Here is a 25,020-nt window from a genome sequence, read left to right as displayed (position 1 = left end):
GTTGTTGGTGTTTCGTCGTGAGTGGATTCGTGTGAATCGCTCGAGGGCGCCACGCCGGCTCGTCCCTTACTCACACGACGCGCGATGCACGGTCCGATCGACACGCACGGCGGTCCCAGCCTCCCAGGGAAAACACCGAAGCAGATGAGGTGGGAGTCGCGTGGCTAGATGAAGCACGGTCCGAGCTTGCGCACCTCGACCGTGCACCACAACGCCGCCGGACAGGTCTGCGCGATCGCCACGGCCTCTTCGCGGCTGTCGCAGTTCAGCAGAAAGAAGCCGCCGATCATCTCCTTCGCCTCGGCGAACGGCCCATCGACGAGCTTCGACTGGCCATTGCGGACCTGCACCCGCACGGCGTCCTTCTGCGAAGTCAGCGACTCGACCGCGAGCAGCTTGCCGCGCTCCTTCAGATTCTCGGCGAAACGCACCATCTGGTCGTAGAGGTCGCGGCCCGCGGGTTCGCCGCGCTCCTCGCGTTGGTCCGTGGGTTCGACGATCAGCAGCATGTAGGGCATGGTGTCTCCGATAGGGCTCGGTTGTATGCGCGGGTCGGCATGGCACCGACGCCAGCGGCGCCTGGCTTCGACGGCAGGCGGATGACAGATGGCATTCAGGCAGCAAGCAGGCGCAGTCTAGCAAGCGGGAATGGCAGCGGCAAACGCGCCCAGCTGGGGGTACGGCGGCTGCCCGCGTGTTCTGCGGGCACACGCGGATGGGCGCGCGCAAACCTCTACGGACACTCGTAAGAGGCCGCGCCTGGCGTATCGAGCGCGCCGTTCGCGACACGTCGGTGCCGCTTTCAAGTAAGCTCCGGGATCCGTTCACGTCCCGCCTGAAACAGCCGTTTCAGCCGTTCGACGAAAGCATCATTCAAACTATCCGAGCAGCGGGGAAATTCATGCATCGACCGATCGTGCGCACCGGCATCGCAGCCGCCGTCGCCTGCGTCCTATTTCAACTCGGCGGGTGCGGTAACGGCGGCGATTCCGGCTCGGGCTCGTCCAGCACGGCGCCGGCGACCACGACATCGGTGAGCGGCACCGTCGCGGCCGGCAGCGCGCTCGTCGGCGCGAACGTCACGCTGATCGACGCGACCGGCTCGCAAGCCACCGCGACGACCAATACGCAAGGCGCATACAGCATCTCGGTGAAGGGCATGACCTTGCCGTTCTTCATCATCGCGAGCGACGCGGGCGGCCTTTCCGCACCGCTGTCGTCCGTGGTCGCGAGGCTGCCCACCGGCACCGCGCCCGCCGTCGTCAACGTGACCACACTGACCACCGCCCTCGCCGCGATGCTGACCACCTCAGGCAATCCGATCGAACTCGCTTCGAGCGGCACGCTCGCCAAGCTGACGCTGCAATCGGTCCAACTGGCAACGATCACGCTCGATACGATCCTCGCGAACCTGCTCGAGCAGAACGGACTTCAGACGGCCGGCTTCGATCCGGTCGGCACCGCGTTCACGCCGAATCACACAGGCGCCGATGCGGTGATCGACTCGGTATCGGTCCCAACGGGAGTCAACGGGGGCCGCATGCTGGTATCGAACGCGGCGCCGGGCACGACCATCACGCTGAACAACAAGACCGCTCAAGGCGTCGTGCTGGCCGCACCACAGGTCGCCGCGAACTATCTGGAGCCGCTCGCGTCGCTGCTCACCGCATGCGCGGCGAACGGCACGCTGAACAATACATCGTGCTCGCCCGCGATCGACGCCGCGTTCAAGGAAAGCGGCTCGACCGATCTCGCAACCGCGCACGGTCTGAGCGAATCGGCGATGACCGGCGCGGTGTTCGGTTCGCCGAAGACGCTCGCGTTTTTCACGCGCAACGGCAAGCAGCTCGCGCTCGTGGAACTGCCGTTCACGCTCGCGAGCGGCACGCCGGGTCTGCTGTACAGCATCGCTCAGCCGCTCGCGACGCCGGTCGCGCTCGCGAACGGCACGCAGCTTAGCTGGAATCTGATCGGCGATCAGTCGTCGTTCGCGGTGGCGATCATGTCGAACATTCAACGCCGCACCTTCCTCGATACGCGACTCAACGACGTGAACCGCTATGAGTCCGGGCTCGATATCACGATCCCGACCGCGTCGAACCCGAACGTGTATTCGGCGTCGGTGACTGGGCCCGGTCTTGCCGCGCCCGTGTGGCTGATGCCGCGCATCGCAGCGGGCAGCCACTCGCTCGGCCTGGCCGACAGCGCATTGAGCACGCCGCCGGTGACGCCCGCGACGACGGCCAGCAACACTTCGCAGTATCGCTGGTCGTGGCAGTCGCTGTCGTCGACGGCGAGCTTCACGCCGCCCGCCTCGACGGGCTCTTACGCCGCGCAATCGCTCGACGCGAGCAGCGTGCCGCTCTATTCGACCTATACGGTTACGTTTTACGACATGAACGGCGCGCAGCTCGGCCAGTCGTCGGTCATTAACCCCGGCAGTCCGCTCAATGCGGTGGCGGGCAGTTCGATCCCGTGGCCGACGCTGATGATGAACGACGCGACCACGCAGTTCCTGACGCCGGGCACGGCGCTCGCCGATGCGCAGTACGCGCTAAGCGTCACATGGTCGAGTCTCGAGAACGTCGGTTTGAATCTCGCGTATCCGGTCACGTCGACGGGGATCGCGGCCACCGCGCAGACCTCGCCGGGTGTCGAGCAAGTGAACGGGTTCGCGGTCGGTCCCGCCAACAACACGACGGTTGGGCAATATCAGGCGACGGTAAATGCGGGCGTCAATTCGGCCGGCGTGCAAACCTGCACGAACTGCCCGTTCCCCGCGTTGACGACGGGCGGCTCACGGCTCATTCAGCTGGGCGGCGGACGGAACGGGACCGTGTACCTCGATATCACGCAGTACAACGACTAGCGCTTGCTGCGCGCGGCTTCTTTCGACATGCGCGCCGACAGATGCGAAAAACGCCCCCACAGGGGGCGTTTTTTTCTGCGTGCCGCTCAAACCGCAGCTTCGGCCAGCGCCCGCAGCTGCGCGGAGCGCATCAAACCTTCGATCATTTTCGCTTCCGCGCTCGCCAGCTCGCTCAGCGACGCCGCCGCCAACTGCCCGTCGAAGATCGCTAACGCCGCGCAAAGACTTGCGTAGTCGTCGTCTTCGAGCGACCAGCGGCCGGTCTCGCGCTCGCGCACGTCGAGTCGCACCAGCACCGCATGCGCGCTTTCGATGTCGCCACGCGCGTCGGCCCCCAGCCCCGCGCGCGCAAGTTCCTGCGACACCACCAGATGCCGGCTCAGCGTCGTATGCAGAATCCGCGCGCCGCGGCCGTGGCGCAATGCATCGAGCGCGCCGTAGGCCTGCAATAGCATGGTTTGCGTGACCGGCGCGTGCGCGGTGCGGCTCTGGGTCAGGGAACGCAACAACGGTGACATGGCCGTGCGGCCGGGCTTGCGAACTCGCGATTTGCTGGGCATCGATTCAATCTCCTTCTTGCGGCAGCGCGCCCGGACTTCGGCACGCGACGGCGGCAATCGCCGCGTTCAATCGTCCGACGCATTTCGCGCCCAACAGTTCACGCTATGCGATGCGCCCGTTCTTCGACCGTATCGAAGAACGCAATGCCCGCATATCGGTTCGAACCCGCCAGAAACAAGAAGCCCACTTCGTTGCGACGAAAAAAAACCCTGTTCCGCGAGGAACAGGGCTGACAGGATGGAACAGTCGAGCAGGCGCGTGGATGCCCTGCCAATCTATAACCACCTAACCTGCAAAGCTTTTGCTTACGTCTACTAAACCGGCAATTTCTACCGCTCGACAGCAACCTTCAAACTGTCGATTCAAACCACCACTTCAATTGCGACTGCATGTGGGCCGGTCCTCGTTACTTGCTACACCTGGCCGCTACCCCTGTTGCTTCGCGCTCGTGCTCGATGCATTGCGCGCTTGTATTGCGTCAACTGCCGACTGCCAACTACCAGCTACCAGCTACTCACTACAAATTGCGAACTGCGAACTGCGAACTGCAGACTACTCATCAACGGTACGGTTCAAATCCGACACGAGGGGATCGCATCGATGGAGTTCGGTGATTCGTCGCTCCATGGAAAAGAGTGTAGTCGCGCACGCGTGAACGCAATTGCGCGAAGCGAGGCGCTTTGGCGGGTTAGTTTGGCGAATCGATGTAACAGCCGGTTTTCGCCGGATATGACAGGAATAGAAAGGCTCGATGTGACAGCAGCGATTGCACCGAAACGGTGCCGCAAAAGCCCGAAGGAAAACCGCGAAACGCGAAGCCGGCCGCGTGCGGACGGAGCGAGGTCAGTGCCGTCGCACCGGCGTCATTGCGTGCGCAGCGTCGAGCGATGTCGCGCGCCGCGCCACGCGGTCAACCGCGCGTGGCGAAATCGTCGATCGTCAGCAAGACCTTCTCACCGGGACGTGCGAGTATTTTCCGTTCGGCGATCGCGGTAATCCGTTTGCGCCCATCCGCGAACGTCTTCAGAACGCGCGCCTCGCCTGCGCCGCGTTGCAGCCAGAAGTGCTGTTCGAGCGCCTCGCGCGTGACCGCGCATTCAAGGTCTCGTCCCCGCGACGAAAGCTGGAAAATCACCGCCAGCCCATCTGCCGAGACGCTGGGTACCGCCTCGATCATCGTCATAGCCCACCTCGCAACATTGATTACGACGCTCGCCGTATGACGCGAACGTCCCCGGAAAATCTTCTGACGCTCGCACCGGCGGCCACGCACGGCGCATCGGGTGACACGTGCGGCGGAGGTGCCGTCGCGCGCGTGTCACGCCAATCGTAGGTGGCCTCGTTTTGTCTGTTCGTACGGTGGTACGCATAGCGCGAGCGCGACGTGTCGACGACCGCGCCAGCGAAGCGCGAATCAAGCTTTAGCAATGCGCATGCCACGCAACGCGCAACGCGACGTCTCGCCGATCAATCGGCAACCCAACGCGAGCCGCGGCCACTCGCGGCAAGGGCAGCGACGAAGCCGTGCGCATCGGCCCCAACATAGCCGCGTGGCAAAAAAGCGCAGCCGGCGCGACAATCGACGACAATTCTTACTCGCGCTTCGCACGATCCTCGCGTGCCCGATCACGCGCAACGACCTTGCCGACATGTCCGCCCAACTGCCTGCCCAACGATCCGGGTTGACCTTGCGCCCCGCGCAAGCTGCCGACGAAGCCTTCCTGCTCGAACTGCGCAAGACGACGATGACCGAACACCTGGCGCGCGCCGGCGAGCCGATCGACGACAACGCCCATCGCGCGCGCCTGCTGTATCGCTACGACGCGGCGCAGGTGATCTGCATCGATGGCGTGCCCGCCGGTCTGTTGAAGGCGCATCGCAACGAAGACGAATGGTTCGTCGTACAGGTGCAGATCGCGCCGGCGCTGCAGGGACGCGGCATCGGCGAGCAGGTGCTACGCACCATCCTGCGCGCCGCCGCGGCCAAAGCGCTGCCGGTCAGCTTGCAGGTGCTCAAGGGCAATCCCGCGAAACGGCTGTACGATCGTCTTGGCTTCGAGATCGTCGGCGAGGATCAGACACAGTTTCACATGCGCGTTGCAGCGCGCGCGCCGGCGGAAAGCGAAGCAGAACGAATGTCGGATAAAGACTGATACGGAACGAGCCTGGCAATGAACTCTGATACGACCTTTCGCGATGCGTCAGCGATTGCAAGCTGGCACGCGCACATCTATTTCGACGCGGCGAGCCGCGACGCCGCCTGGGCGTTTCGCGAGCAGATCGGCGCGCATTGGGGCGACAAACTGCAGATCGGGCGCTTTCACGAACGGCCGGTCGGCCCGCATCCGATGTGGTCGTACCAGCTCGCGTTCGCGCACGCGCAGTTCGCCGACGTGGTCGGCTGGCTCACGCTCAATCACGGCGCGCTCGATGTCTTTCTGCATCCGAATACCGGCGACGCGCTGCGCGATCATCGCGACGCCGCCGTGTGGATCGGGCACTCGCACGAACTCGTGCTGAAGGCGCTGTTGTAGCGGCTGCGAACGGCGCGGCGGCGTGCTCACATATTCGTGTACGAGCTGCACCAGCCGCGCGACGCGACCTGTTTCTCGCCGAACAGCGTGCAGCCGCCGTACGCGTCCGACGCCTTGCCCTGGAACAGCGAGCAGTTCGCGCACGATTGCCCGGCCGCGAAGCTCGGGAATTTGGCCTTGTCGACTTTCGACGCATCTTCGGTATAGCCGAGCTTCTGCGCCTGCGGATCGCTCTCGCTCAACGCATTGGGAACGGTCGCGGCAAATGCGACGCGGGACAGCGCGAGCGACGAGCCGACGCCCGCGCTGACCAGCAGGAAATGGCGGCGCGATACTTTCATCTTGGTTTGCCTCTGGGTGGGGACGGAGGTCTGCATTCAATCGAGAAAGCGCGCGAAGCGCTCGACGGCTTCGCGCTCGGTGCGCAGCGTATTGACCGTCGCGTTGGGGTCGGCGAAGCCGAGCGACATGCCGCACACGAATTGCTCGTGCTCGGGCAAGCCGAGATGTTCGGCAATCAGCCGGTGAAACTGCGTGAACGCAGCCTGCGGACAGGTGTCGAGGCCGCGTCCGCGCGCGGCCGTCATGATCGCCTGCAGGAACATGCCGTAGTCGAGCCAGCTGCCGCGCTCGAGGCTGCGATCGATCGTAAACAGCAGGCCGACGGGCGCGTCGAAGAAACGGAAGTTGCGCGAGTGCTGTTCGTGCATGCGCGCCTTGTCGCCCTTCTCGATGCCGAGCAGGCCATACATGTCCCAACCGATCTTGCGGCGCCGGTCGATGAACGGCGACTGCCACTGGCGCGGATAGTACGCGTACTCCTCCTGGTACAGCTCGTCGCGCTGCGGATCGTCGTAGGCCGCAAGCAGATCGCGCGACAGACGCGCAAGCGATTCGCACGTCAGCACGTACACCTTCCATGGCTGCGTGTTGGTGCCCGACGGCGCGCGGCTGGCGGCTTCGAGAATGGCTTCGATGTCGGCGCGCTGCACCGGAGTCGGCAGAAAGGCGCGCACCGAGCGCCGCGTGGTCAGCGCGGTGTCGACGGGGTTCGCGGAAGAGGTCATCGGCGGATGGCGGCAGAGCCAGCAAAGTGGGTCTGCGACGATTCTAGCGCGTACCGCTCAAAGCCTGCCCGCGGGCGCGCAGGCTTCGCCCGACGCGTTGCGCGCCGCGCTTACATCGTCCCCAACACAACCGCCGCCGCAATCGACCCCGCCACGAGCACGAGACCCACCGTCTTGCGCTTGTTCAACTCGGTCCACAACAGCACGCCCGTCAGCGACAACAGGATCAAACTGCCCGCGAGCGTGTCGATCAGCAGCACCCAACCGACGCTCAAGCCCACACCCTTGTGCATGTTCGTCAGCATCGCGAGAAAGGTATTGGCGCTGCGCTTGACCGTCACGGTGCTATTGCCGACCCAGTATTCGGCCGAGGTGTTTTCTTTTGGCGACGCGAAATTCAGCTGCCAGTGCTCGGGCTGCACGACGCTGCGATCGCCCCACGCCACCGGATGTTCGGGTTCCTTCTGCACGCGCCCCGGATTGCCGGCGATCTTCAGTTCCTGCTTGAGCCACTTCGCGAGTTCGCGCGGCGTTTCTGGCGCCGGTTGCGGCAGCGGCACCTGCATCACCGACACCTGCGGCTCGCCGGTCGATACGCGCAGCGGACCGCCGCGATGGTTCAGAAAGAACCCCGTGGTGCCGAACAGCAGACCGAGCGCCGCCCCCCACAGTCCAACCCAGCCGTGCACCTTGCGCAGCCACTTGATGAAGGTTGCGCGACGCGAGCGCTGCTGGCGCGATTTCAGTTCATCGCCATCGAGCCGCCGCGGCGTGTGCACAACTTGTTCGCCGGCCACGGGCGGTTGAATGTCGAGGGTGTCCGATACGCTCACGTTTCACTCCAGGTACGCAGCAGATTGTGATAACAACCGACGAGGCTGCGTCGCGCAGCTTCATCGGCATGAGTGGCATTGAGCCGTTGAATCGCGGTGTCCATGTCGAACAGCAGCGCGCGATGCGTGTCGCTGCGCACGAGGCTCTGCACCCAGAAGAAGCTCGCCACGCGCGCGCCGCGCGTGACCGGCGTCACCTGATGCAGACTCGTCGCCGGATAGACGATCATGTCGCCGGCCGGCAGCTTCACCTGCTGCACGCCGTAGGTGTCTTCGATCACGAGTTCGCCGCCGTCGTATTCGTCGGGCGCGCTCAGAAACAGCGTGACCGACACGTCGGTGCGCAGCTTCACGCCGTTCGGCAACACGCGCACCGCGCCATCGACGTGGCTGCCGAACTGCATGCCGCCCTCGTAGCGGTTGAAGAGCGGCGGATAGACCTGGTTGGGCAGCACCGCGCTGATGAACAGCGGATTGCGCTCGATCGCCGCGAGAATCACGTCGCCGAGTTCGCGCGCGAGCGGCGAGTGCTCGGCGATCTGCTGATTGCGCTTGACCGGCGCGCCCTGATAGCCCGCGGTCGCGCGACCATCGACCCACGCGTCGCCGGCTTGATCGAGCCGCTCGCGCACGAAGCGCAATTGCTCGGCGTCGAGTACCTTCGGAATGTGCAGCAGCATTGTGTGTCCTTCGAGTCGGCTTGCCGTTTTTGCAAAGCGGCAAGCCTAACGCATGCGTTGAGCGCGTCGCAAAAGCGCCTGTCAGAAGCGGTAATCGAACGTCGCGAGCAGCGTGCGGCCGATGCCCGGCACAGAACGTCCGCCGTCCGACGGAATCAACGCGTCGTAGTAGTACTTGTTGGTCAGGTTCAGCAGGTTCAGGCGCACGTCGTACTTCTTCGCGTGATAGGCCGCGGTCGCGTCCCAACGCGTGTAGCCCGGCACCTTCACGTAGTTCGTATTCGACGCATAGCGCGGCGACATATAGATCGGGCCGCCGCCGATTTCCCAGTGCGGCGTGATCGCATACGTGGTCCAGAACGTCAGCGTGTTGCGCGGCGTGTTGGCCGGCGTATGACCCTGCGTGCCGTCGGCCGCTTTCAGGATCGTCGCGTCCATGTACGTGTAGCCGCCGAAAATCTGCCACTTGTCGGTGATGTGTCCCGTCACGCCCGCCTGGAAGCCGTCGACGCGAATGTCGCCGGCCAGCTCGTATTCGGTCGGCGAGACCTGGGTGCGCGCGTTGTCCATTTCCTGGCGGAAGATCGCCGAGGTCAGCGAAATGTTGCCGCCGAACAGATCCCACTTGCCGCCGACTTCATACGACTTCGTCGACTCCGGCGCGAGGTTCTGCGTGAGGTTCGTGACCGTCAGCGTTTCGAGCGACGGGTTGAACGACGTGCCGTACGACACGTAGTACGACTGCCAGTCGGTCGGCTGATAGATGACGCCGGTGCGCACGCTCGTGAAGTAGTTGGTCTGGCTCGCGTAAGCCGGCAGGCTGACGGTGTTGTGGATCTCCGCCGAGAAGCGATCCCAGCGCACACCGCCGATCAGCTTCCAGTGCGGCGTCAGCGTGATCGTGTCGTTCAGGTAAGCGGCGATTTCGTTCGAGCTCGAATCGGCATAGTTGCCCACCGTCGTCGTTACGTTCGACGGCGTGCCCATGATCGGCGGATTGAGCATCGGCACGATCGGCAGGTTGTTGCGCGTGTACGCCTGGTTCGTATAGCTGTCGTGACCCACTTCGACACCGGCGATCAAATCGTGCTTGATCGGCCCGGTGTCGAATTTGTATTCGAGCATCGTGTCGTTGTAGATCGCATGATTCTCGATCACGCGGTCATGACTCTGCAGCTTGATGAACAGCTGCGACGGCGACAGCGTCGTGAAGTTGCCGTTGCTCAGCGCCGGGCTCGACGCCAGCGGCCCGGTCAGCACCGCTTGCGGCGCGGTTTCGCGCGCGTCGGTCATCGAGTGCGAGATCTGCGTCTGGTTCGTCAGCGTCAGGTCGGCGGAGAACTTGTGCTTGATTGCCGCGTTGAAGATCTGCACGTCCTGGATCGTGCGGTCGCTGGTCAAACCGTAGAACGTGTTCTTCGGCACCGGCGACGGGCGGCCGTTCAGCGCCTGGATACCGTAGTCGGGCATGTCGTTGTTGTGCTGGATCAGCGCGGACAGCGTGATTTCGGTCGGCGTGCCGATGCCGAAGCGCAGTTCCGGCGCGACGCCGAAGTCCTTGTTCTTCATCACGTCGCGCGTCGAGCCGAGGCTCTGGCCGAATGCGTTCAGGCGGATCGCCGAGGTGTCGGTGAGCTTGTGGTTCACGTCGACGGTGGAGCGGTAGCGGTCGTCGGTGCCGATCATGCCGGAGACTTCCGCCGAGTCCGTCAGGTTCGCCTTCTTGCTGACCTGGTTGATCACGCCGCCGGTCGAGCCGCGGCCGAACAGCATCGACGACGGACCATACAGCACCTCGAGCGATTCGAGGTCGAACGTGTCGCGGTAGTACTGGTTGCGGTCGCGAAAGCCGTCCAGGTAGATGTCGTTCTGCGCGGTGAAGCCGCGCAGGTTGATGTTGTTGCCGATCTGGCCGCCTTCGGCCGCGCCGATCGTCACGCCGGGCGCGTTGCGCAACGCGTCCGTAAACGACGTCGCGCCCTGCGACGCGAGCAGGTCGCGGTTGATCACGGTGACGGTCTGCGGAATGTCGCGCAGCGCGGTCGGCGTCTTCGCGCCGATGGTCGCGCGCTCGGCCTGGAAGTCCTGCTGAACGGCCTGAGCCTGCACGCCGATGGTCGGCAGCGTCTGCGCATCGGCGGCGGGAGCGTTGGTTTGTGCGTTCTGCGGCGCGCTGGAGGCGGCCGGTTGCGACGCGCTTTGCGCATGCGCCGGTTGCGCGAAAGGAATGGCAAAAGCGAGCGCCAGCGCTGTCGCGAGCGGCGAGTGATTGAGCATGGAAATCCCGTCAGAAATGCGTCTGTCAAATTCGCATCACTGACGTCGAATTCATGACAAAGCCGCAAATGGCTGGCTGCCGCTCTCCGTTGTGTGGGATGGAGATGACGGGATGGCTGGCTGGGTTTAAATGAGAATCGATATCATTCCACACGCATAAGGAGGCATCAATCGCGGCGTGCATTACCTCGCATAAGGGATTTGTTTCGTTTTTTTACCGCCGAAAGGCAACTGTAAATTCTAGTCCCGTCCCCTTACATGTTTATTACTAATTGCAACTCTATTCTTGCAAAAAGCTTATTGTCGACAGGCATATGAGCCAAGCCAACCTTACATTATTTCTTTCATTTAAATAACGCGCTGTGGAAACGGTCGCGCACATCGAATCGCGAGTCCGTTTATCCTTTTTACAACACTGCATACAACACTGCAGTCCCGCCCTCCCGGCAAGCGCTTTCGTCCCCTCTGGAGTCGACTTTATGCAATATCGCCAATTCGGCCGCACCGGCCTGACCGTTTCGCGCCTGTGTCTCGGCACCATGACCTTCGGCCTGCAAACCGAAGAAGCCGTTTCTCACCGCATCCTCGACACGGCCGCGGACGCCGGCGTCAATTTCATCGATACCGCGAACGTCTACCCGCTCGGCGGCGACGAAAATCAGGCCGGACGCACCGAGGAAATCGTCGGACGCTGGCTGAAGGGCAAGCGCGAGCGCTTCATCGTCGCGACCAAGGCGGTCGGCAAGATGGGGCCGGCCGCGTGGGATCAGGGCGCGTCGCGCAAGCACCTGCTCGATGCGATCGACGCGTCCTTGCAGCGCCTCGGCACCGACTACGTCGACCTGTACCAGCTCCATTCCGACGACGCGAAAACCCCGCTCGACGAGACGCTCGAAGCCCTCGATGCGATCGTGCGCTCCGGCAAGGCGCGCTATATCGGCGTGTCGAACTTTCTCGCTTACCGGCTCGCTCGCGCACTGGGTCGCGCGGACGTGCTGCGCGTCGCGCGCTTCGTGTCGGTCCAGCCGCGCTACAACCTGCTGTTTCGCCAGATCGAGCGCGAACTACTGCCGTTGGCCGCCGAGGAGCAACTAGCCGTGATGCCGTATAACCCGCTCGCGGGCGGCCTGCTGACCGGCAAGCACCGGCTCGACGCGACGCCCGCCGAGGGGCGCTTCACCGAAAGCGTCGGCAAGGCCGGCGCGATGTATCAGCAGCGCTACTGGCATGAGCGCGAATTCGACACGATCGAAAAGCTGAAGGCGATAGCCGCGCCGACCGGCGAGTCGCTGGCCAAGGTGTCGCTTGCGTGGGTGCTCGCGAATCCGCTGATCACGTCGGCGATCATTGGCGCGAGCCGCGCGGAGCAGTTGAGCGATACGCTCGCGGCGGCCGAGTTCACGCTCGACGACGCGATCAAAACGCAGCTCGATGAAGCGAGCGTGCAGTATCGCTGGGGGGATGCGGCGCGCTAGTTTCGCGCGGCGTGTCGAGTCAGGCGCGGCCCGGCATCGAGCCGCGCAGCTTCACCGCCCGTAGCGCAGCACGGTGCTCGTCGCCGCGAGCACGTGATCCTTGATCGCGGCGAGAAACGCGTCGCGCGTCAAACCGGCCGGCAACGCGTCGGGCGGCAGATCGAGCGCATAGACCTGCGCGACGAAGTGATGCGGCACCTCGCCGACGGGCGGACACGGGCCGTAATAACCGGGGCCGCCGGTGCGATTCGTGCCGGCGACGCTGCCCGGCGGCGCGGCTTCGCCCTCCGCGAGTCCGGTCGTGCCCGGCGCGATGCCGTACACGATCCAGTGCACGATGCCGAGGCCTTTCGCGCCGTCGGGATCGAAGACCGTCACCGCGAAACTCTTCGTGCCGGCCGGAGCGTTATGCCATTGCAATGCCGGCGACACGTTGCCGCCGCCGCAGTTGTTCGCGCTCGCCGCGTGACGCGCGTCGAGCGTGCCGCCATCGGCCATTCCCGGCGAAGACACTGCGAAGGACTGGGCCGCGTACGCATGCGCGCTCGCGTAGGCGAGCAGCGCGCATGCGCAGACGGAGAGCAGACGCCGCGCGAGGTTCAGGTGGATGCGAGTCATAGAGCGTCTCCGGCTTGGAAGGGTTGCCGTGGGCATGGGAAAGAGCGTGACAGCGGTAACAGCCCCATAAAGGGCCGACCACTTGCGCGCGCCACCCCGTCACTTCGGCTTGAATCGCCCCGTCTTTTGCATCGCCTCCGGATACTGCCGCGTCTCGCGCACCGACAGCGGATGCCACAAACGCGCGCCGCCTTCGATCCCCGCGTCGTTCGATACGGTCGCCACGTTCGCCGGCAACGTGAACTTGATGCGCGCCGCGTTGCCGCCGCCGATCCACAGCTTGTCGTAGTTGACGAGCGAATCGAGAATACCGATCACCTTCTCGACCCGCCGGTTCCAGCGCTTGTTGCCAACCTGCTCGCGGGCGGCCTCGCCGATGTATTCGTCATACGCGACGCCCTTCTTGCTGACCGGATGATGCGCGAGTTCCAGGTGCGGCATCAGCTCGCCGTCGCGAAACATCGCGGTGCCTGCGCCGGTGCCGAGCGTCAGCACGAATTCGAGGCCGTGGCCTTCGATCGCGGCGAAGCCCTGCACTTCGGCGTCGTTGATCATCCGCACGGGCAGACCGCCCAGGCGCTGTGCGAGCGAATCCGCGAGCGGAATGTCGTGCCAGCCTTCGACGCCGAAATGCGGTGCGGTCAGAATGCGGTTATTGCGCACGACGCCCGGAAATCCGATCGAGATGCGGGCCGGCGGCGCCTGCTCGACGAGCGGCGCAACGAGTTCCGCGAGAGCGTCAAGCAACTGTTCCGGCGTGCACGGATGCGGCGTCGCGACGCGCACGCGCTCGGTTTTCATCTGCCCATCGGCGTCGATAATCGCGGCCTTCAGGCCGGTGCCCCCGACGTCGATCGCGAGAATGTTCTCACTGCCGCTTTTCGGCGCGCTCCGCTTCACTGCGGTCTTCTTGCTTGTTGCCACGATGTCCCCCCGGTTGTGTTGAGGCGGTTGTGTTGAGGTGGTTGCGATACGTGTCTGCGTGATTGCGAAGGCGCCTGTTCAAAGGCGCCGCTACGACTTGCCAGCAGCGGCTTTCTGTTGCAACGGCCGCCACGTGTGGCCATCGCGTGCGAGCAACGCGTCGGCTTCGGCCGGCCCATCGCTGCCGGCAGCATAACCACGCACGGCGAGCGCGCCGCCGCTCTTCGGATGCAGCACGTCGTCGACCGCGCACCAGCTCGTCTCGATGCTGTCGGCGCGCTGGAACAGCGTCGCGTCGCCCAGCATACAGTCGTACAGCAGCGTCTCGTAACCGACGTTCGCATTCTTCGCGAAGAAGTCGTCGTAGTCGAACGACGACTGGACCGGGCCGACCTCCATCACCGGCCCCGGCGTCTTCACGTTGAAATCGAAGCTCGTGCCATGCGAGGGATCGATGCGCATGGTCAGCACGTTCGGCGTCAACGCATCGACTGGCGTGTCGCGGAACAGAAGGAACGGCACTTGCTTCAGCTTCACCGAAATCTCGGTGCGGCGCACTGCGAGCCGCTTGCCGGTGCGCAGATAGAACGGCACGCCGGCCCAGCGCCAGTTTTCGACGAACACGCGCGCCGCCGCGTAGGTTTCCGTCGTGCTGCCGGGCGCGACGTCGGGCTCCTCGCGATAGCCCACACCGGCCGGCCCTTTTTCGTACTGACCGAAGACGACGTCGTCGGGCGTCAGCGGCTGGATTGCGTCGAACAGCTCGGCCTTCCTGTCGCGCACGGCTTCGGCGTCGAACGAATTCGGCGGCTCCATCGCAATGATGCCGAGCAGCTGGAACAGATGGTTCGGCAGCATGTCGCGAAACGCGCCGGTCTGCTCGTAGAACCGCCCGCGCCCTTCGACGCCGATCGTTTCCGCCGCCGTAATCTGCACGCAGTCGATGTACTCGCGCCGCCAGAGCGGCTCGAACATCGCATTCGCGAAGCGCACCGCGAGAATGCTCTGCACGGTGTCCTTGCCGAGAAAATGATCGATGCGGTACACCTGCGACTCCGGCGCAACCGCCCGGATGTGCGCGTTCAGATCGCGCGCCGATGCGAGATCGGTGCCGAACGGTTTCTCGACCACCAGACGCCGAAAGCCGCCGTTCGCGCCGTCGCCTTCCTTCAACAGGCCGGCTTTGCCGAGCCGGTCGACGATCGGTTTGAAAAAGCGCGCGCCGACCGCGAGGTAGAAGATCGCGTTGCCTCCCTGCGACTGATCGAGCTTTTGCTTCAGCTTCGCGAACGTGTCGTCGGATTCGAACTCGCCCGCCATGTATTCGAGGCGTTGCGCCACCCAGCTCCACGCGTTGTCGTCGAGCTTGCCGGCGTGGAAGGTGCTGGCCTTGTCGGCGGCGAACTTCTGCAGCGACGCATGCAGTTCGTCGCACCATTCGCGCGTTTCGCGCTCGCCGTGATTGACGCCGATGATCTTCATGCTGTCGTCGAGCAGGCCATCGAGCGCGAGGTTGTACAGCGCCGGCATCAACAGACGTTTGGTCAGATCGCCGCCCGCGCCGAAGATCACGAGCGTGCACGGCGGCGCGGGTTTCTTGCCAGCCGCCGAGGGCAGCGCGTCGTGCGGGTTCGCGCTGATCTTGCAGCTCAAGGCGGGCGATGCGTCGCGTTGATCGGAAGAGGCGGAAGGGTTCGGTGTAGTCGACATGGGATTCACTTGGACCTTGGTAAGCCGATAGAACGAACGTGGCGATACATCAAAGACCACAGGCGCAGCCGCACAGTTCAATCGCTTTCGCGCGAAGGCGCGCGGCGTGCTTACTTCGTCGTCGTGGCCACGGCTGGCTCTTTCGCTGCCGCCGGCGTCACCGCCGCTGCGGATGCCGAAACCGGCGCCGCGCCCACCGGAATCGGCGCGGGCGCCGGCGCCGGCGCCGGTTCCCCCGCGAGCGGCACGTTGCCCGACGCCGCCATCGCGCGCGGCTGCAACAGTAACGCGACGAGCCCGGTCCAGCCGGTCTGATGCGATGCCCCGATGCCGCGCCCGTTGTCGCCATGAAAATACTCATGGAACAGAACCAGATCCTGCGAACGCGGGTCGGCCTGCAGCAGTGGATACGCACCCATCACCGGCCGCTCGCCATGTTTGTCCTTCAGGAACAGCGTGGTCGCGCGGCGCGCGAGTTCGTCGCCGATTTCGCTTAACGAGAACTTTTGCCCTGAACCGGTCGGATACTCGACGCGAAAATTATCGCCGTAATAGCGGTGAAACTCGTACAGCGATTCGATCAGCAGATAGTTGACCGGCATCCACACCGGCCCGCGCCAGTTCGAATTGCCGCCGAACACACGGGTATCGGATTCGGCCGGCAGATACTTCACGCAGAAGCTGTTGCCGTCATGCTGGAACACGAACGGATGATCGCGATGAAAACGCGACAACGCCCGCACGCCATGATCGGAGAGAAATTCGCTTTCGTCGAGCGCGCGCCGTAACAACGCCTTCATCCGATGCCCGCGCAGCACCGACAGCAGCAGCGAGTTGCCCTTGCCGGGCTCGTTCCAGCGCGACACGAGCCTGGCGAGATCGGGCCGATGCTGGAGAAACCACACGAGCCGCTCGCGCAAGCCCGGCAAGCCGCCGTGCAGACGCTCCTCGAGGACGTGCACGGCGAACAGCGGAATCAATCCGACGATCGAGCGTACGCGCATCGGGATGCTGCTGCCGTCGGGCAGCCGAAGCTTGTCGTAGAAGAACTCGTCCTCGCCGTCCCACAGGCCCGTTTCGCAGCCGTCGTCGCAACTGACCGCTTCCGCGATGTACAGGAAGTGCTCGAAGAACTTCACGCCGATATCGACGAACACGTGGTTCGCATACGCGAGTTCGAGCGCGATGCGCATCAGGTCGAGCGCATACGCCGCCATCCACGCGGTGCCGTCGGCCTGATCGATATGGCCGCCAGTCGGCAGCGGCGACGAACGGTCGAAGATGCCCACGTTGTCGAGCCCGAGAAAGCCGCCCTGAAAGATGTTGTGGCCATCGGCGTCCTTACGGTTCACCCACCACGAGAAATTCAGCAGCAGCTTGTGAAACACGAGTTCGAGGAAATCGCGGTCCGCCTTGCCGGTCAGCGCGCGGTCGATCTCGTACACACGCCACGCGGCCCACGCATGCACGGGCGGGTTCGCGTCGCTCAACGCCCATTCGTACGCCGGCAGTTGGCCGTTTGGATGCTGATAGCGGTCCTTCACGAGCAGCAGCAATTGCTTCTTGGCGAAAGCCGGATCGATCAGCGCGAACGCGGCGGCATGAAACGCGAGGTCCCAGGACGCGTACCACGGGTACTCCCACTTGTCCGGCATCGACACGATGTCCGCATTGCACAGATGTCGCCAGTCCGTGTTGCGCCCCCGCTTGCGCGAGGCGGGCGGGCTCGGTTGCAACGGATCGCCGTCGAGCCAGCGCTGCACGTCGTACTGGTAGTACTGCTTCGACCACAGCATGCCGGCGAGCGCCTGACGTTGCACGAGTCGCGCATCGGGATCGGTGAATTCGTGTTGCAACGCGCCATAGAATTCGTCGGCCTCGGCGAGGCGGCGCGCGATCAACGCGTCGGCGTCGAATGGCACTTCGTCGGTCGCCGACTGCGGGCGCCAGCGCAGATACACGACCGCGCGCCCATGCGGCCCGAATTCGAGCGCCGCATGCGCGGCGGCCTTGGTGCCCGCATCGCGACGGATCGCGTTCGCGTCGCCGTGCACGAGGTAATCGTTGAAGCCGTCCTTGAACGGTCCCACGCCGTCCACGCCGAACAGCCGCTTCACGTTGGTGTCGTTCTCGCAGAACAGCCATGCGAGTTGCGGCGCGTCCTTCGACCAGGCGGTCACGACGATCGGCTCGTGCACATGGTGATGGCCCAGAAGATGCACCGCGCCGTCATGATCGGTGCCCGCGACGAGCTTCGGCTTGTCCTTGTTCTCCCGCCACGACCACGAGTTGCGCGCCCAGATCTGCGGCAGCACATCGAGCGAGGCCGCCTCGTCCGCGCGGTTTTCGATCGTCACGCGCATCACGATGTCGTCGGGCGTGTGCTTCGCGTATTCGACCAGCACGTCGAAATAGCGCAGATCGTCGAACACGCCGGTATCGAGTACTTCGTACTCCGGCATATCGCCGCCGCGGCGCGCGTTTTCGTCGATCAGGTCCTGGTAGGGATAGGCCGCATGCGGATACTTGTACAGCATGCGCATGTAGGAATGCGTGGGCGTGCCGTCCAGATAGAAGTACAGCTCCTTCACGTCCTCGCCGTGATTGCCCTGCGAGTTCGTCAGGCCGAACAGACGCTCCTTGATGATCGGGTCTTTGCGGTTCCACAGCGCGAGCGAAATACACCAGCTGAGCCGGTCGTCGCCGAAACCGGCGATACCGTCTTCGCCCCAGCGGTAGGCGCGGCTGCGCGCATGGTCGTGCGGAAACGAGTCCCACGCGGTGCCGTTCGCGCTGTAATCCTCGCGCACCGTGCCCCACTGGCGTTCGCTCAGGTACGGCCCCCAGCGCTGCCAGTGGCCGCAGTCGGCCGAATGCAGCCGGGAACCTTCGATCGTGGCAAGCAGATTGGCAGCGCGCAGCGGTGGCATGAGAACGTCCTTGCAACAGGCCTGGCGGTGGGACCCACATCGTAGCGCGGTTTACGCGCCGTTGCGCTCCAATCGGGCAAGCAGACTTTCGACGCGCAGCAATTCGCCGAGCGACCAGGCCTGGAACGGCGTGCCGGCGGGCGCATGCGGCGCGTCGCCGTCGGCGATCTCGGACAGATGGTCGAGGCCGGCGTAATCGAGATGTTCGTACAGCGGTGCGAGAAAGCGCGCTCTCGCCTGCGCGAGATTCGTAGCGCTTGCGCCATTGACCCGCAGCCACGCTTCGACGAATGGGCCGATCAGCCACAACCATACAGTGCCCTGATGATAGGCGCCGTCGCGTGCAAGTGGCGAGCCGCCGTAGTGACCGCGATAGGCCGGATCGGAGGGCGCGAGCGAGCGCAAGCCAGGCGGTGTCAGCAATTGCGCCTCGACCTGCGCCATCACCGCGCGCGCCGTCTCGCCTTCGAGCAGCGGAAACGGCAGGCCGCCGATCGCGAAGATCTGGTTCGGCCGGATCGAGCGGTCGACCGTGCCCGGTACATGATCGACATCGACGTTATCAAACAGCGTCTGCGTGGCCGGATCGACGAAGCGCCGGCGAAACGCGAGCGTGGCGCGCTCGGCAGCCTGCCGCCACTGCGGGTTCCATGCCGACGCGATGCGCAGTGCGTTGATCCACAGCGCCTGCACTTCGACCGGTTTGCCGATGCGCGGTGTGACGACCCAGTCGCCGACTTTCGCGTCCATCCACGTCAGTTGCACGCCGGGGACACCGGCGCGCAGCAAGCCGTCGTCAGCGCAGGCACCGATATTGAAGCGCGTGCCGTTGGTGTAGCCGGTCAGGATCGCTTCGGCGGCTTGCTGCAGATGCGCACGCGTTGACGAACTCGCGTGCGGCGTCGCCAGATAATCGTGAACCGCGACGATGAACCATAGCGACGCATCGACCGAGTTGTATTCGGGCGCGTCACCGTAGTCGGGGAAACGATTCGGCAGCATGCCTTCGGACAGCGTGCCCGACCATTCGAGCAGGATCGCTTCGGCGTCGTCGAGACGGTTCGACGCGATCAGCAGGCCGCGCATCGCGATGAAGGTGTCGCGGCCCCAGTCGGTGAACCACGGGAAGCCAGCGAGGATCGTGCGGCCTTCGTTGCGCGTGACGATGTAGGCGTCGGCCGAGCGTTGCAGGCGCGAGCCGAGCGCGGCGCGGCGTTGTTGTTCGGTGTCGGCGAGGTGGGCGGCGTGGGCGGTGGTTTGGGGTTTGTCGTGCGTGCTTTCGGCGGCGGCGGCGGCACCCGACGCGCTCAGAATCATCACCGCTTCGCCTGCGGCGAGATCGAAGCTGAACACGCCGGGCGCCGCGAGGTCTTCGCTGCAATCGAGGCCGCGCTCCTGCTCGCGCACGTAGCAGAAGTTGCGATACCAGTCGGGCGCATGCGTATAGGCGCCGTTCGTCGCCGCGCGCACGACCGGCAGTCCGCCATACGGTTGCCAGCTCGCGCACGATTGGTCGGCGCTGACCTGGGCGCTGAAATTGAAGGCCGGATTCTCGTGATGCAGCGCGTGATAATCGCGGCCCGACAGAAGCGGTCTGACCTTCAGCACCGGCGTAGCGAGTTCGCCGCCTTCGAGCCGCCAGCGCAACACCGTTTCGCACGTCGCCTTGCTGACGAACGCGTCGGCGATCACCGCAGTATGCGTATCGAGTTGAACGCGCCACGTCGGCCACGGCTCAGTGTCGAAACTGGCAAGGCTGCCGCGCAGATCCGGATAGATCACGTCGGGACCATAGCGCTGCATGCTCAACGGGAAGCGCTGGTCGCCCGCCTCGACCCATGCCTCGATGCCGTTGACGAGCACCATGCGCCCGCCGGGCGCGCGTGTCGCGGCGAGCAACAGAGCGTGATAGCGGCGCGTGCGCAGCATGCCGAGCGTGCCCGACGCAAAGCCGCCGAAGCCGTCGGCTTCGAGCCATTCGTCTTCGAGTCGCGAGATGTCGATGGGTGAATCGATACGAGTCATTGAATCGTGCTCTTGCGCGAACCATGAAGCAGCAAACATAGCGCAGATGGCATCGCCATGAACATCGACCTTCCCGATACTTTCCATTTTCTTTCGATCAACCGACGATTTATCGAAAGTTATGCCGCGCGCAAACGTTTCACAATTATTTCTTGAAAGGAATGGAGACTGCACCCGCTTTCATCGAACCGGATGCAGATATGAGAAGAACCACGCGCATCGCGAGCGCCGCATTGCTCGTGCTCGCCACGATAGCGTTGAACGGTTGCGGCGCGGACGACTCCCCTTCCGCGAGCAACGCCTCGACAACGGCCACTGCGCCGAACGACGTGGTACCCCAGTCCACCGCGGCGGCGGCCGCTCCCAATGCCTCCGCGCCGTTCGCGGACAACATCGCGGATAACACGGCGCATAACTCGGCGAGCAACGCGGCAAGTGGCGCGGCCGCCACCGACCCGATCACGCAAAACATGCAGGCCAGTCTCGCGGCCGACAGCCGGCAGGTCGCGCCGGTGATGCGCTACGCGCCCGGCGACAGCGCGAACAACTAGCCCGTATCTGATCAGCCAGAGCAACCCATAACCAACAACGAAACGATTCCAACGGCGCGTTCACCCGCGCTATTCTTCCCCTACGCAGAAGGTGATATTCGATGACATCAACTAGCCGTCGCCGTTTCCTGCAAACCGTGGCTTCATCCGCGGGCGCCGCCGCCGCGATGACCGCCTTGCCCGAGTCGATCCGCAGCGCACTCGCCGTGCCGGCGTTCTCTCGCACCGGTATGATCAACGATGTCGAGCACATCGTCGTGTTCATGCAGGAGAACCGTTCGTTCGACCACTACTTCGGCCATCTGCGCGGCGTGCGCGGCTACAACGACCGCTTCCCGATTCCGCTGCCGAGCGGCCTGCCGGTGTGGAATCAGCCGTCGAAGGAAGACCCGACCAAGCCGGTGCTGCCGTTCCATCTGAACACCGCGACGACCAGCGCACAGTGCGTCGGCGATCTCGATCACTCGTGGTACAAGACCCATTACGCGATCGACGGCGGCCGCTACGACCAGTGGCCCGCCAACAAGACCGACATGACGATGGGCTACCACCTGCGTAGCGACATCCCGTTCCACTACGCGCTCGCCGACGCTTTCACGATCTGCGATGCGTACTTCTGCTCGCTGCCGGGTCCGACGCACCCGAACCGCGCGTATCTGATGACCGGCATGGTCGACCCGACCGGCACGATGGGCGGCCCGCTGCTCGACAACAACGACTGGGTCGACGGCGATGGTCCGCCGAACTATCAGCTGCTGTCGTGGACCACGTATCCGGAGCGTCTGCAGGCCGCGGGCATTTCGTGGCAGATCTATCAGCAGGGCACGACGGGGGTCGATCCGCTGAACGGCAACTACGGCACCAACATCCTGCAGAACTTCACGAACTTCATCAACGCGCAGCCGGGTTCGCCGCTCTACGAGCGCGCGCAAACCGTGCGCACCATCGACGACCTGAAAGCCGACGTGCTCGCGAACCGGCTGCCGCAGGTGTCGTGGCTGTGCCCGCCGGCCGCGTACTCGGAGCATCCGAGCTACACGCCCGCGTACGGCGCCGAATACACGTCGCAGATTCTCGACGCGCTGACGTCGAACCCCGAGGTGTGGAGCAAGACCGTGCTCTTCATCATGTACGACGAGAACGACGGCTTCTTCGATCACCTCGTGCCGCCGCAACCGCCGACGACGTCCGCGCAAGGCAAGTCGACGGTGACGACCGAAGGCGAGATCCACGACGTCGTCAATCCGCTGCGCGGCGGCAGCTACACCGCCGACGGCTATCCGTACGGTCTCGGCCCGCGCGTGCCGATGACGATCGTGTCGCCGTGGACCAAGGGCGGCTTCGTGTGCTCGCAGGTGTTCGATCACACGTCGGTGATCCGCTTCATCGAAACGCGCTTCGGCGTGCAGGAGCCGAACATCACGGCGTGGCGTCGCGCGGTGTGCGGCGACCTGACCACCGCGTTCGACTTCCGCACACCGGATTCGAAGATGCCGCCGCTGCCGGACACCAGCAACTACATGAGCATGGCCGACAACCAGTGCAAGACGCAACCGAAGCCGACCGTCCCGGCGACGCCGACTCCGGTCGACGCGCAGGAAGCCGGCATCCGCTTCGCGCGCGCGTTGCCGTATGAACTGCATGTGAACGGCGCGGCGAACGCGGGCAATGACACGTTCGAAATCACCATCGGCAACACCGGCGACCAGGGCGCGCACTTCTACGTGTACGCGACGAATCGCACCGACGGTCCGTGGCGCTACACGGTCGAAGCGGGCAAGTCGCTCAGCGATACGTTCGACCTGAGCACGACGAACGGCGTGTACGCATTTGACGTGTTCGGTCCGAACGGCTTCGTGCGCAAGTTCGCGGGCAACACCCAGGTGAGCACGCAAAGCACGCAGAATGGACATGGCAACGGCCATGGCAACGATCATGGAAACGACAAGCCGGCGCTACCTGAAGTGACCGCGCAATACGACGTCGCGAATGGCAACGTGTTTCTGAAGTTCACCAACAGCGGCGGCGGCATCGCGCGTCTGACGGTGATCGACAACGCCTACGGCGCGCGCCCGCGCACGGTGCTCGTGCCGGCCCATGCGCGTATCGACGAAGCCTGGGTGCTTGCGTCGAGCCACCACTGGTACGACCTGACGGTGACGAGCAGCGACGACGCGAGCTTCTCGCGCCGCTTTGCCGGTCACGTCGAAAACGGTCGGCCGAGTATCAGCGATCCGGCGGCAGTGGCGCCGGTGCTGACGGCGAGCTGAGGTTGGCGCTCGCGGTTGGTGTCGTGAGTGCGGTCTGATTCGGCATCCTGTTGCGCCTGCGCGGCGGACAGGATGCCGATGTTTTTTGGCTGGTATCGAAGCGCGGTGCTTAGAGACCGACGTCAGGCAGCGTCGGACGCGTGGCGAGCGCCTTTGCGACGATGTCTTTGACTTCGGCGAGCGTGTCGCCTTGCAGCGCGAGCCGCGGCGGACGTGTGACCGCGCTGCCCCGCCCAAGCAGTTCCTCGCACAGCTTGATGCATTGCACGAGGTCGGGCCGTGCGTCGAGGTGCAGCAGCGGCATGAACCAGCGGTACAGCGACAGCGCTTCATCGAAACGCTTCTGCGTCGCGAGGCGGAACAGCGTCTCGCCTTCCTTCGGGAATGCGTTCGACATGCCCGACACCCAGCCCTCCGCACCGACCGCGATGCTCTCGACCACCACGTCGTCGAGGCCCGCGAACAGCACGAAGCGCTCGCCCACCGCGTTGCGCAGATCGATGAAGCGCCGCGTATCGCCGGACGAATCCTTGAAGCAGACAATGTTCTCGCAGTCCTGCAGCGCGATCAGCACGTCCGGCGTCACGTCGTTCTTGTAGATCGGCGGGTTGTTGTAGATCATCACCGGCAAGTCGGTGCTGGTCGCAACCGAGCGGAAGTGCGCGGCGGTTTCGTGCGGCTTCGCGGAATAGACGAGCGCCGGCATCACCATCACGCCGTCGACGCCGACACGCGCCGCTTCACGCACCGTCTGCCGCGCGAACTCGGTCGTAAACTCGGCGACGCCCGCGACGACCGGCACCTTGCCGCCGGCCGCATCGCGCGCGGCCTCGATCACCTGCAGCTTTTCCGACGTGCTCAGCGAGGTGTTCTCGCCGACCGTGCCGCAGACCACCAGACCCGACACGCCGTCCTTCACGAGATTGCTGACCACGCGGTGCGTCGCGTCGATGTCGAGCGAAAAATCCGGCTTGAACTGGGTGCTGACGGCGGGAAACACCCCGCTCCATTGGATAGCCTTGCTCACTTTGTCCGTCTCCTTCTAAAAGCCGGCCGCGCCGACACACGTTGAATATGACGACGAGTATCGGCCTTTGTCCGCAAGCGGGCTTGGGCTTTTTCGTAGCTGAAAGAGATTAAATCCGCACAGTCGGAGAGGCGCCGAATGGCTGAGCGGGTGGTTGCCCGCTACTTGGTGGCAAGGCGATTGCGGCGTATGTGAGCGCCGTCGCGCGAGGCTTCCTGGCGGCCGTGGATGCCGAGTCTGGCATAGCGGCCCGCGCTGCGTCGTGACGCGCGGCGCCGGCATGCGAGCGGTGCGCGGCGCCGGCGCTGCGAAGATCGGCAGATCGCGCTACAGTCGGTTGCCACTATTTCCGCACGAGGCCGCCGCCATGAATCGCGAAGCTTTTACCGACATGCTGACCCAGGAAGGCTTTCCCGACGCAGTGCTCGTCACGCGCGAGCCGAACGTCGCCATGGACGTGCACACGCATCCGTTCGAGGCGAAGGCGCTGATCGTCGAAGGCGAATTGCAAATCCGCGTTGGCGACGACGAGCGCCTGTATCGCGTCGGCGACGTGTTTCATCTGCCGGCGAACGTAGCGCACGCCGAGCGGTACGGGCCGCAGGGCGTCACGTACCTGGTCGGACGAAAGTAAGCAGACGAAAGTGAGCGGACGAAAATGAGCGAGCG

General features: G+C 64.4%; 21 protein-coding genes. 7 read left to right on the top strand and 14 right to left on the bottom strand.

The window, feature by feature from the left end:
* Positions 1-164: 164 nt before the first annotated feature.
* A complete protein-coding gene (locus L0U84_RS20510; protein ID WP_233852259.1) occupies positions 165-518 on the bottom strand; it encodes a YciI family protein in 354 nt (117 codons plus the stop codon).
* 383 nt (positions 519-901) lie between these two features.
* On the opposite strand from L0U84_RS20510, the gene L0U84_RS20505 reads away from it, so the two are divergent.
* Positions 902-2,869 (top strand): carboxypeptidase-like regulatory domain-containing protein, encoded by a 1,968-nt coding sequence (locus tag L0U84_RS20505; RefSeq protein WP_233852258.1) that lies wholly within the window; start codon positions 902-904, stop codon positions 2,867-2,869.
* 86 nt (positions 2,870-2,955) lie between these two features.
* Here the strand turns inward: L0U84_RS20505 and L0U84_RS20500 are convergent, their stop codons facing one another.
* Positions 2,956-3,429 (bottom strand): hypothetical protein, encoded by a 474-nt coding sequence (locus L0U84_RS20500; protein ID WP_233852257.1) that lies wholly within the window; start codon positions 3,427-3,429, stop codon positions 2,956-2,958.
* 911 nt (positions 3,430-4,340) lie between these two features.
* Positions 4,341-4,613, bottom strand: a complete 273-nt coding sequence (locus tag L0U84_RS20495) for a DUF1488 domain-containing protein (protein ID WP_233852256.1) — start codon at positions 4,611-4,613, stop codon at positions 4,341-4,343.
* 466 nt (positions 4,614-5,079) lie between these two features.
* On the opposite strand from L0U84_RS20495, the gene L0U84_RS20490 reads away from it, so the two are divergent.
* Together L0U84_RS20490 and L0U84_RS20485 are read left to right on the top strand one after the other, a co-directional pair.
* Complete coding sequence (locus L0U84_RS20490; RefSeq protein WP_233852255.1) at positions 5,080-5,583, top strand: GNAT family N-acetyltransferase; 504 nt, start codon at positions 5,080-5,082, stop codon at positions 5,581-5,583.
* Between the two features lie 18 nt (positions 5,584-5,601).
* The gene (locus tag L0U84_RS20485) at positions 5,602-5,964 is read left to right on the top strand and encodes a DOPA 4,5-dioxygenase family protein (RefSeq protein WP_233852254.1); all 363 of its coding nucleotides are present in this window, start codon (positions 5,602-5,604) and stop codon (positions 5,962-5,964) included.
* A gap of 26 nt (positions 5,965-5,990) precedes the next feature.
* Here the strand turns inward: L0U84_RS20485 and L0U84_RS20480 are convergent, their stop codons facing one another.
* The 5 genes from L0U84_RS20480 to L0U84_RS20460 all read right to left on the bottom strand — a co-directional run bounded on the left by L0U84_RS20480 (position 5,991) and on the right by L0U84_RS20460 (position 10,821).
* Entirely contained in the window at positions 5,991-6,305 is a 315-nt protein-coding gene (locus L0U84_RS20480; RefSeq protein ID WP_233852253.1) for a high-potential iron-sulfur protein, read from the bottom strand.
* A 36-nt stretch (positions 6,306-6,341) separates the two neighbouring features.
* A complete protein-coding gene (locus L0U84_RS20475; protein ID WP_233852252.1) occupies positions 6,342-7,031 on the bottom strand; it encodes a nitroreductase in 690 nt (229 codons plus the stop codon).
* 110 nt (positions 7,032-7,141) lie between these two features.
* Positions 7,142-7,864: a PepSY-associated TM helix domain-containing protein gene (locus L0U84_RS20470; protein ID WP_233852251.1), complete on the bottom strand. Its 723-nt coding sequence runs from the start codon at positions 7,862-7,864 to the stop codon at positions 7,142-7,144.
* Positions 7,861-8,544: a Fe2+-dependent dioxygenase gene (locus tag L0U84_RS20465; protein ID WP_233852250.1), complete on the bottom strand. Its 684-nt coding sequence runs from the start codon at positions 8,542-8,544 to the stop codon at positions 7,861-7,863. The genes L0U84_RS20470 and L0U84_RS20465 overlap by 4 nt, the downstream gene beginning before the upstream one ends.
* An 81-nt stretch (positions 8,545-8,625) precedes the next feature.
* On the bottom strand, positions 8,626-10,821 hold the full coding sequence (locus L0U84_RS20460) for a TonB-dependent receptor (protein WP_233852249.1): 2,196 nt from the start codon (positions 10,819-10,821) through the stop codon (positions 8,626-8,628).
* A gap of 479 nt (positions 10,822-11,300) precedes the next feature.
* Here L0U84_RS20460 and L0U84_RS20455 point away from each other — a divergent pair, with 479 nt between their 5' ends.
* Positions 11,301-12,296, top strand: coding sequence for an aldo/keto reductase (locus L0U84_RS20455; protein WP_233852247.1), 996 nt, complete (start codon positions 11,301-11,303; stop codon positions 12,294-12,296).
* A 51-nt stretch (positions 12,297-12,347) separates the two neighbouring features.
* Here the strand turns inward: L0U84_RS20455 and L0U84_RS20450 are convergent, their stop codons facing one another.
* The 5 genes from L0U84_RS20450 to L0U84_RS20430 form a co-directional block, all read right to left on the bottom strand.
* On the bottom strand, positions 12,348-12,914 hold the full coding sequence (locus L0U84_RS20450) for a YbhB/YbcL family Raf kinase inhibitor-like protein (protein WP_233852245.1): 567 nt from the start codon (positions 12,912-12,914) through the stop codon (positions 12,348-12,350).
* 99 nt (positions 12,915-13,013) lie between these two features.
* Entirely contained in the window at positions 13,014-13,838 is an 825-nt protein-coding gene (locus L0U84_RS20445; protein WP_233852244.1) for an ROK family protein, read from the bottom strand.
* Between the two features lie 90 nt (positions 13,839-13,928).
* Complete coding sequence (gene zwf, locus L0U84_RS20440) at positions 13,929-15,548, bottom strand: glucose-6-phosphate dehydrogenase (RefSeq protein ID WP_233852242.1); 1,620 nt, start codon at positions 15,546-15,548, stop codon at positions 13,929-13,931.
* A gap of 110 nt (positions 15,549-15,658) precedes the next feature.
* A complete protein-coding gene (locus L0U84_RS20435; RefSeq protein ID WP_233852240.1) occupies positions 15,659-18,478 on the bottom strand; it encodes an MGH1-like glycoside hydrolase domain-containing protein in 2,820 nt (939 codons plus the stop codon).
* 51 nt (positions 18,479-18,529) lie between these two features.
* Positions 18,530-20,503 (bottom strand): amylo-alpha-1,6-glucosidase, encoded by a 1,974-nt coding sequence (locus L0U84_RS20430; protein ID WP_233852238.1) that lies wholly within the window; start codon positions 20,501-20,503, stop codon positions 18,530-18,532.
* 200 nt (positions 20,504-20,703) lie between these two features.
* Here L0U84_RS20430 and L0U84_RS20425 point away from each other — a divergent pair, with 200 nt between their 5' ends.
* Both L0U84_RS20425 and L0U84_RS20420 read left to right on the top strand, forming a co-directional pair.
* A complete protein-coding gene (locus tag L0U84_RS20425) occupies positions 20,704-21,054 on the top strand; it encodes a hypothetical protein (protein ID WP_233852236.1) in 351 nt (116 codons plus the stop codon).
* 101 nt (positions 21,055-21,155) lie between these two features.
* Positions 21,156-23,324 (top strand): phosphocholine-specific phospholipase C, encoded by a 2,169-nt coding sequence (locus L0U84_RS20420; RefSeq protein WP_233852234.1) that lies wholly within the window; start codon positions 21,156-21,158, stop codon positions 23,322-23,324.
* 109 nt (positions 23,325-23,433) lie between these two features.
* On the opposite strand, the gene L0U84_RS20415 is transcribed toward L0U84_RS20420, so the two are convergent.
* Positions 23,434-24,351 (bottom strand): dihydrodipicolinate synthase family protein, encoded by a 918-nt coding sequence (locus L0U84_RS20415; protein ID WP_233852233.1) that lies wholly within the window; start codon positions 24,349-24,351, stop codon positions 23,434-23,436.
* A 367-nt stretch (positions 24,352-24,718) separates the two neighbouring features.
* On the opposite strand from L0U84_RS20415, the gene L0U84_RS20410 reads away from it, so the two are divergent.
* Positions 24,719-24,985, top strand: a complete 267-nt coding sequence (locus L0U84_RS20410) for a cupin domain-containing protein (RefSeq protein WP_233852231.1) — start codon at positions 24,719-24,721, stop codon at positions 24,983-24,985.
* Positions 24,986-25,020: the final 35 nt, after the last annotated feature.

This window comes from Paraburkholderia sp. HD33-4 (assembly GCF_021390635.1).
Lineage (GTDB): Bacteria > Pseudomonadota > Gammaproteobacteria > Burkholderiales > Burkholderiaceae > Paraburkholderia.
This window is presented reverse-complemented; position numbering and strand designations above follow the sequence as displayed.

Bases quoted from the DNA above. Each gene is read 5' to 3' on its own strand.
- L0U84_RS20510 (WP_233852259.1), bottom strand. From the start codon at position 518: ATGCCCTACATGCTGCTGATCGTCGAACCCACGGACCAACGCGAGGAG.
- L0U84_RS20505 (WP_233852258.1), top strand. From the start codon at position 902: ATGCATCGACCGATCGTGCGCACCGGCATCGCAGCCGCCGTCGCCTGC.
- L0U84_RS20500 (WP_233852257.1), bottom strand. From the start codon at position 3,429: ATGCCCAGCAAATCGCGAGTTCGCAAGCCCGGCCGCACGGCCATGTCA.
- L0U84_RS20495 (WP_233852256.1), bottom strand. From the start codon at position 4,613: ATGACGATGATCGAGGCGGTACCCAGCGTCTCGGCAGATGGGCTGGCG.
- L0U84_RS20490 (WP_233852255.1), top strand. From the start codon at position 5,080: ATGTCCGCCCAACTGCCTGCCCAACGATCCGGGTTGACCTTGCGCCCC.
- L0U84_RS20485 (WP_233852254.1), top strand. From the start codon at position 5,602: ATGAACTCTGATACGACCTTTCGCGATGCGTCAGCGATTGCAAGCTGG.
- L0U84_RS20480 (WP_233852253.1), bottom strand. From the start codon at position 6,305: ATGAAAGTATCGCGCCGCCATTTCCTGCTGGTCAGCGCGGGCGTCGGC.
- L0U84_RS20475 (WP_233852252.1), bottom strand. From the start codon at position 7,031: ATGACCTCTTCCGCGAACCCCGTCGACACCGCGCTGACCACGCGGCGC.
- L0U84_RS20465 (WP_233852250.1), bottom strand. From the start codon at position 8,544: ATGCTGCTGCACATTCCGAAGGTACTCGACGCCGAGCAATTGCGCTTC.
- L0U84_RS20460 (WP_233852249.1), bottom strand. From the start codon at position 10,821: ATGCTCAATCACTCGCCGCTCGCGACAGCGCTGGCGCTCGCTTTTGCC.
- L0U84_RS20455 (WP_233852247.1), top strand. From the start codon at position 11,301: ATGCAATATCGCCAATTCGGCCGCACCGGCCTGACCGTTTCGCGCCTG.
- L0U84_RS20450 (WP_233852245.1), bottom strand. From the start codon at position 12,914: ATGACTCGCATCCACCTGAACCTCGCGCGGCGTCTGCTCTCCGTCTGC.
- zwf (WP_233852242.1), bottom strand. From the start codon at position 15,548: ATGTCGACTACACCGAACCCTTCCGCCTCTTCCGATCAACGCGACGCA.
- L0U84_RS20435 (WP_233852240.1), bottom strand. From the start codon at position 18,478: ATGCCACCGCTGCGCGCTGCCAATCTGCTTGCCACGATCGAAGGTTCC.
- L0U84_RS20430 (WP_233852238.1), bottom strand. From the start codon at position 20,503: ATGACTCGTATCGATTCACCCATCGACATCTCGCGACTCGAAGACGAA.
- L0U84_RS20425 (WP_233852236.1), top strand. From the start codon at position 20,704: ATGAGAAGAACCACGCGCATCGCGAGCGCCGCATTGCTCGTGCTCGCC.
- L0U84_RS20420 (WP_233852234.1), top strand. From the start codon at position 21,156: ATGACATCAACTAGCCGTCGCCGTTTCCTGCAAACCGTGGCTTCATCC.
- L0U84_RS20410 (WP_233852231.1), top strand. From the start codon at position 24,719: ATGAATCGCGAAGCTTTTACCGACATGCTGACCCAGGAAGGCTTTCCC.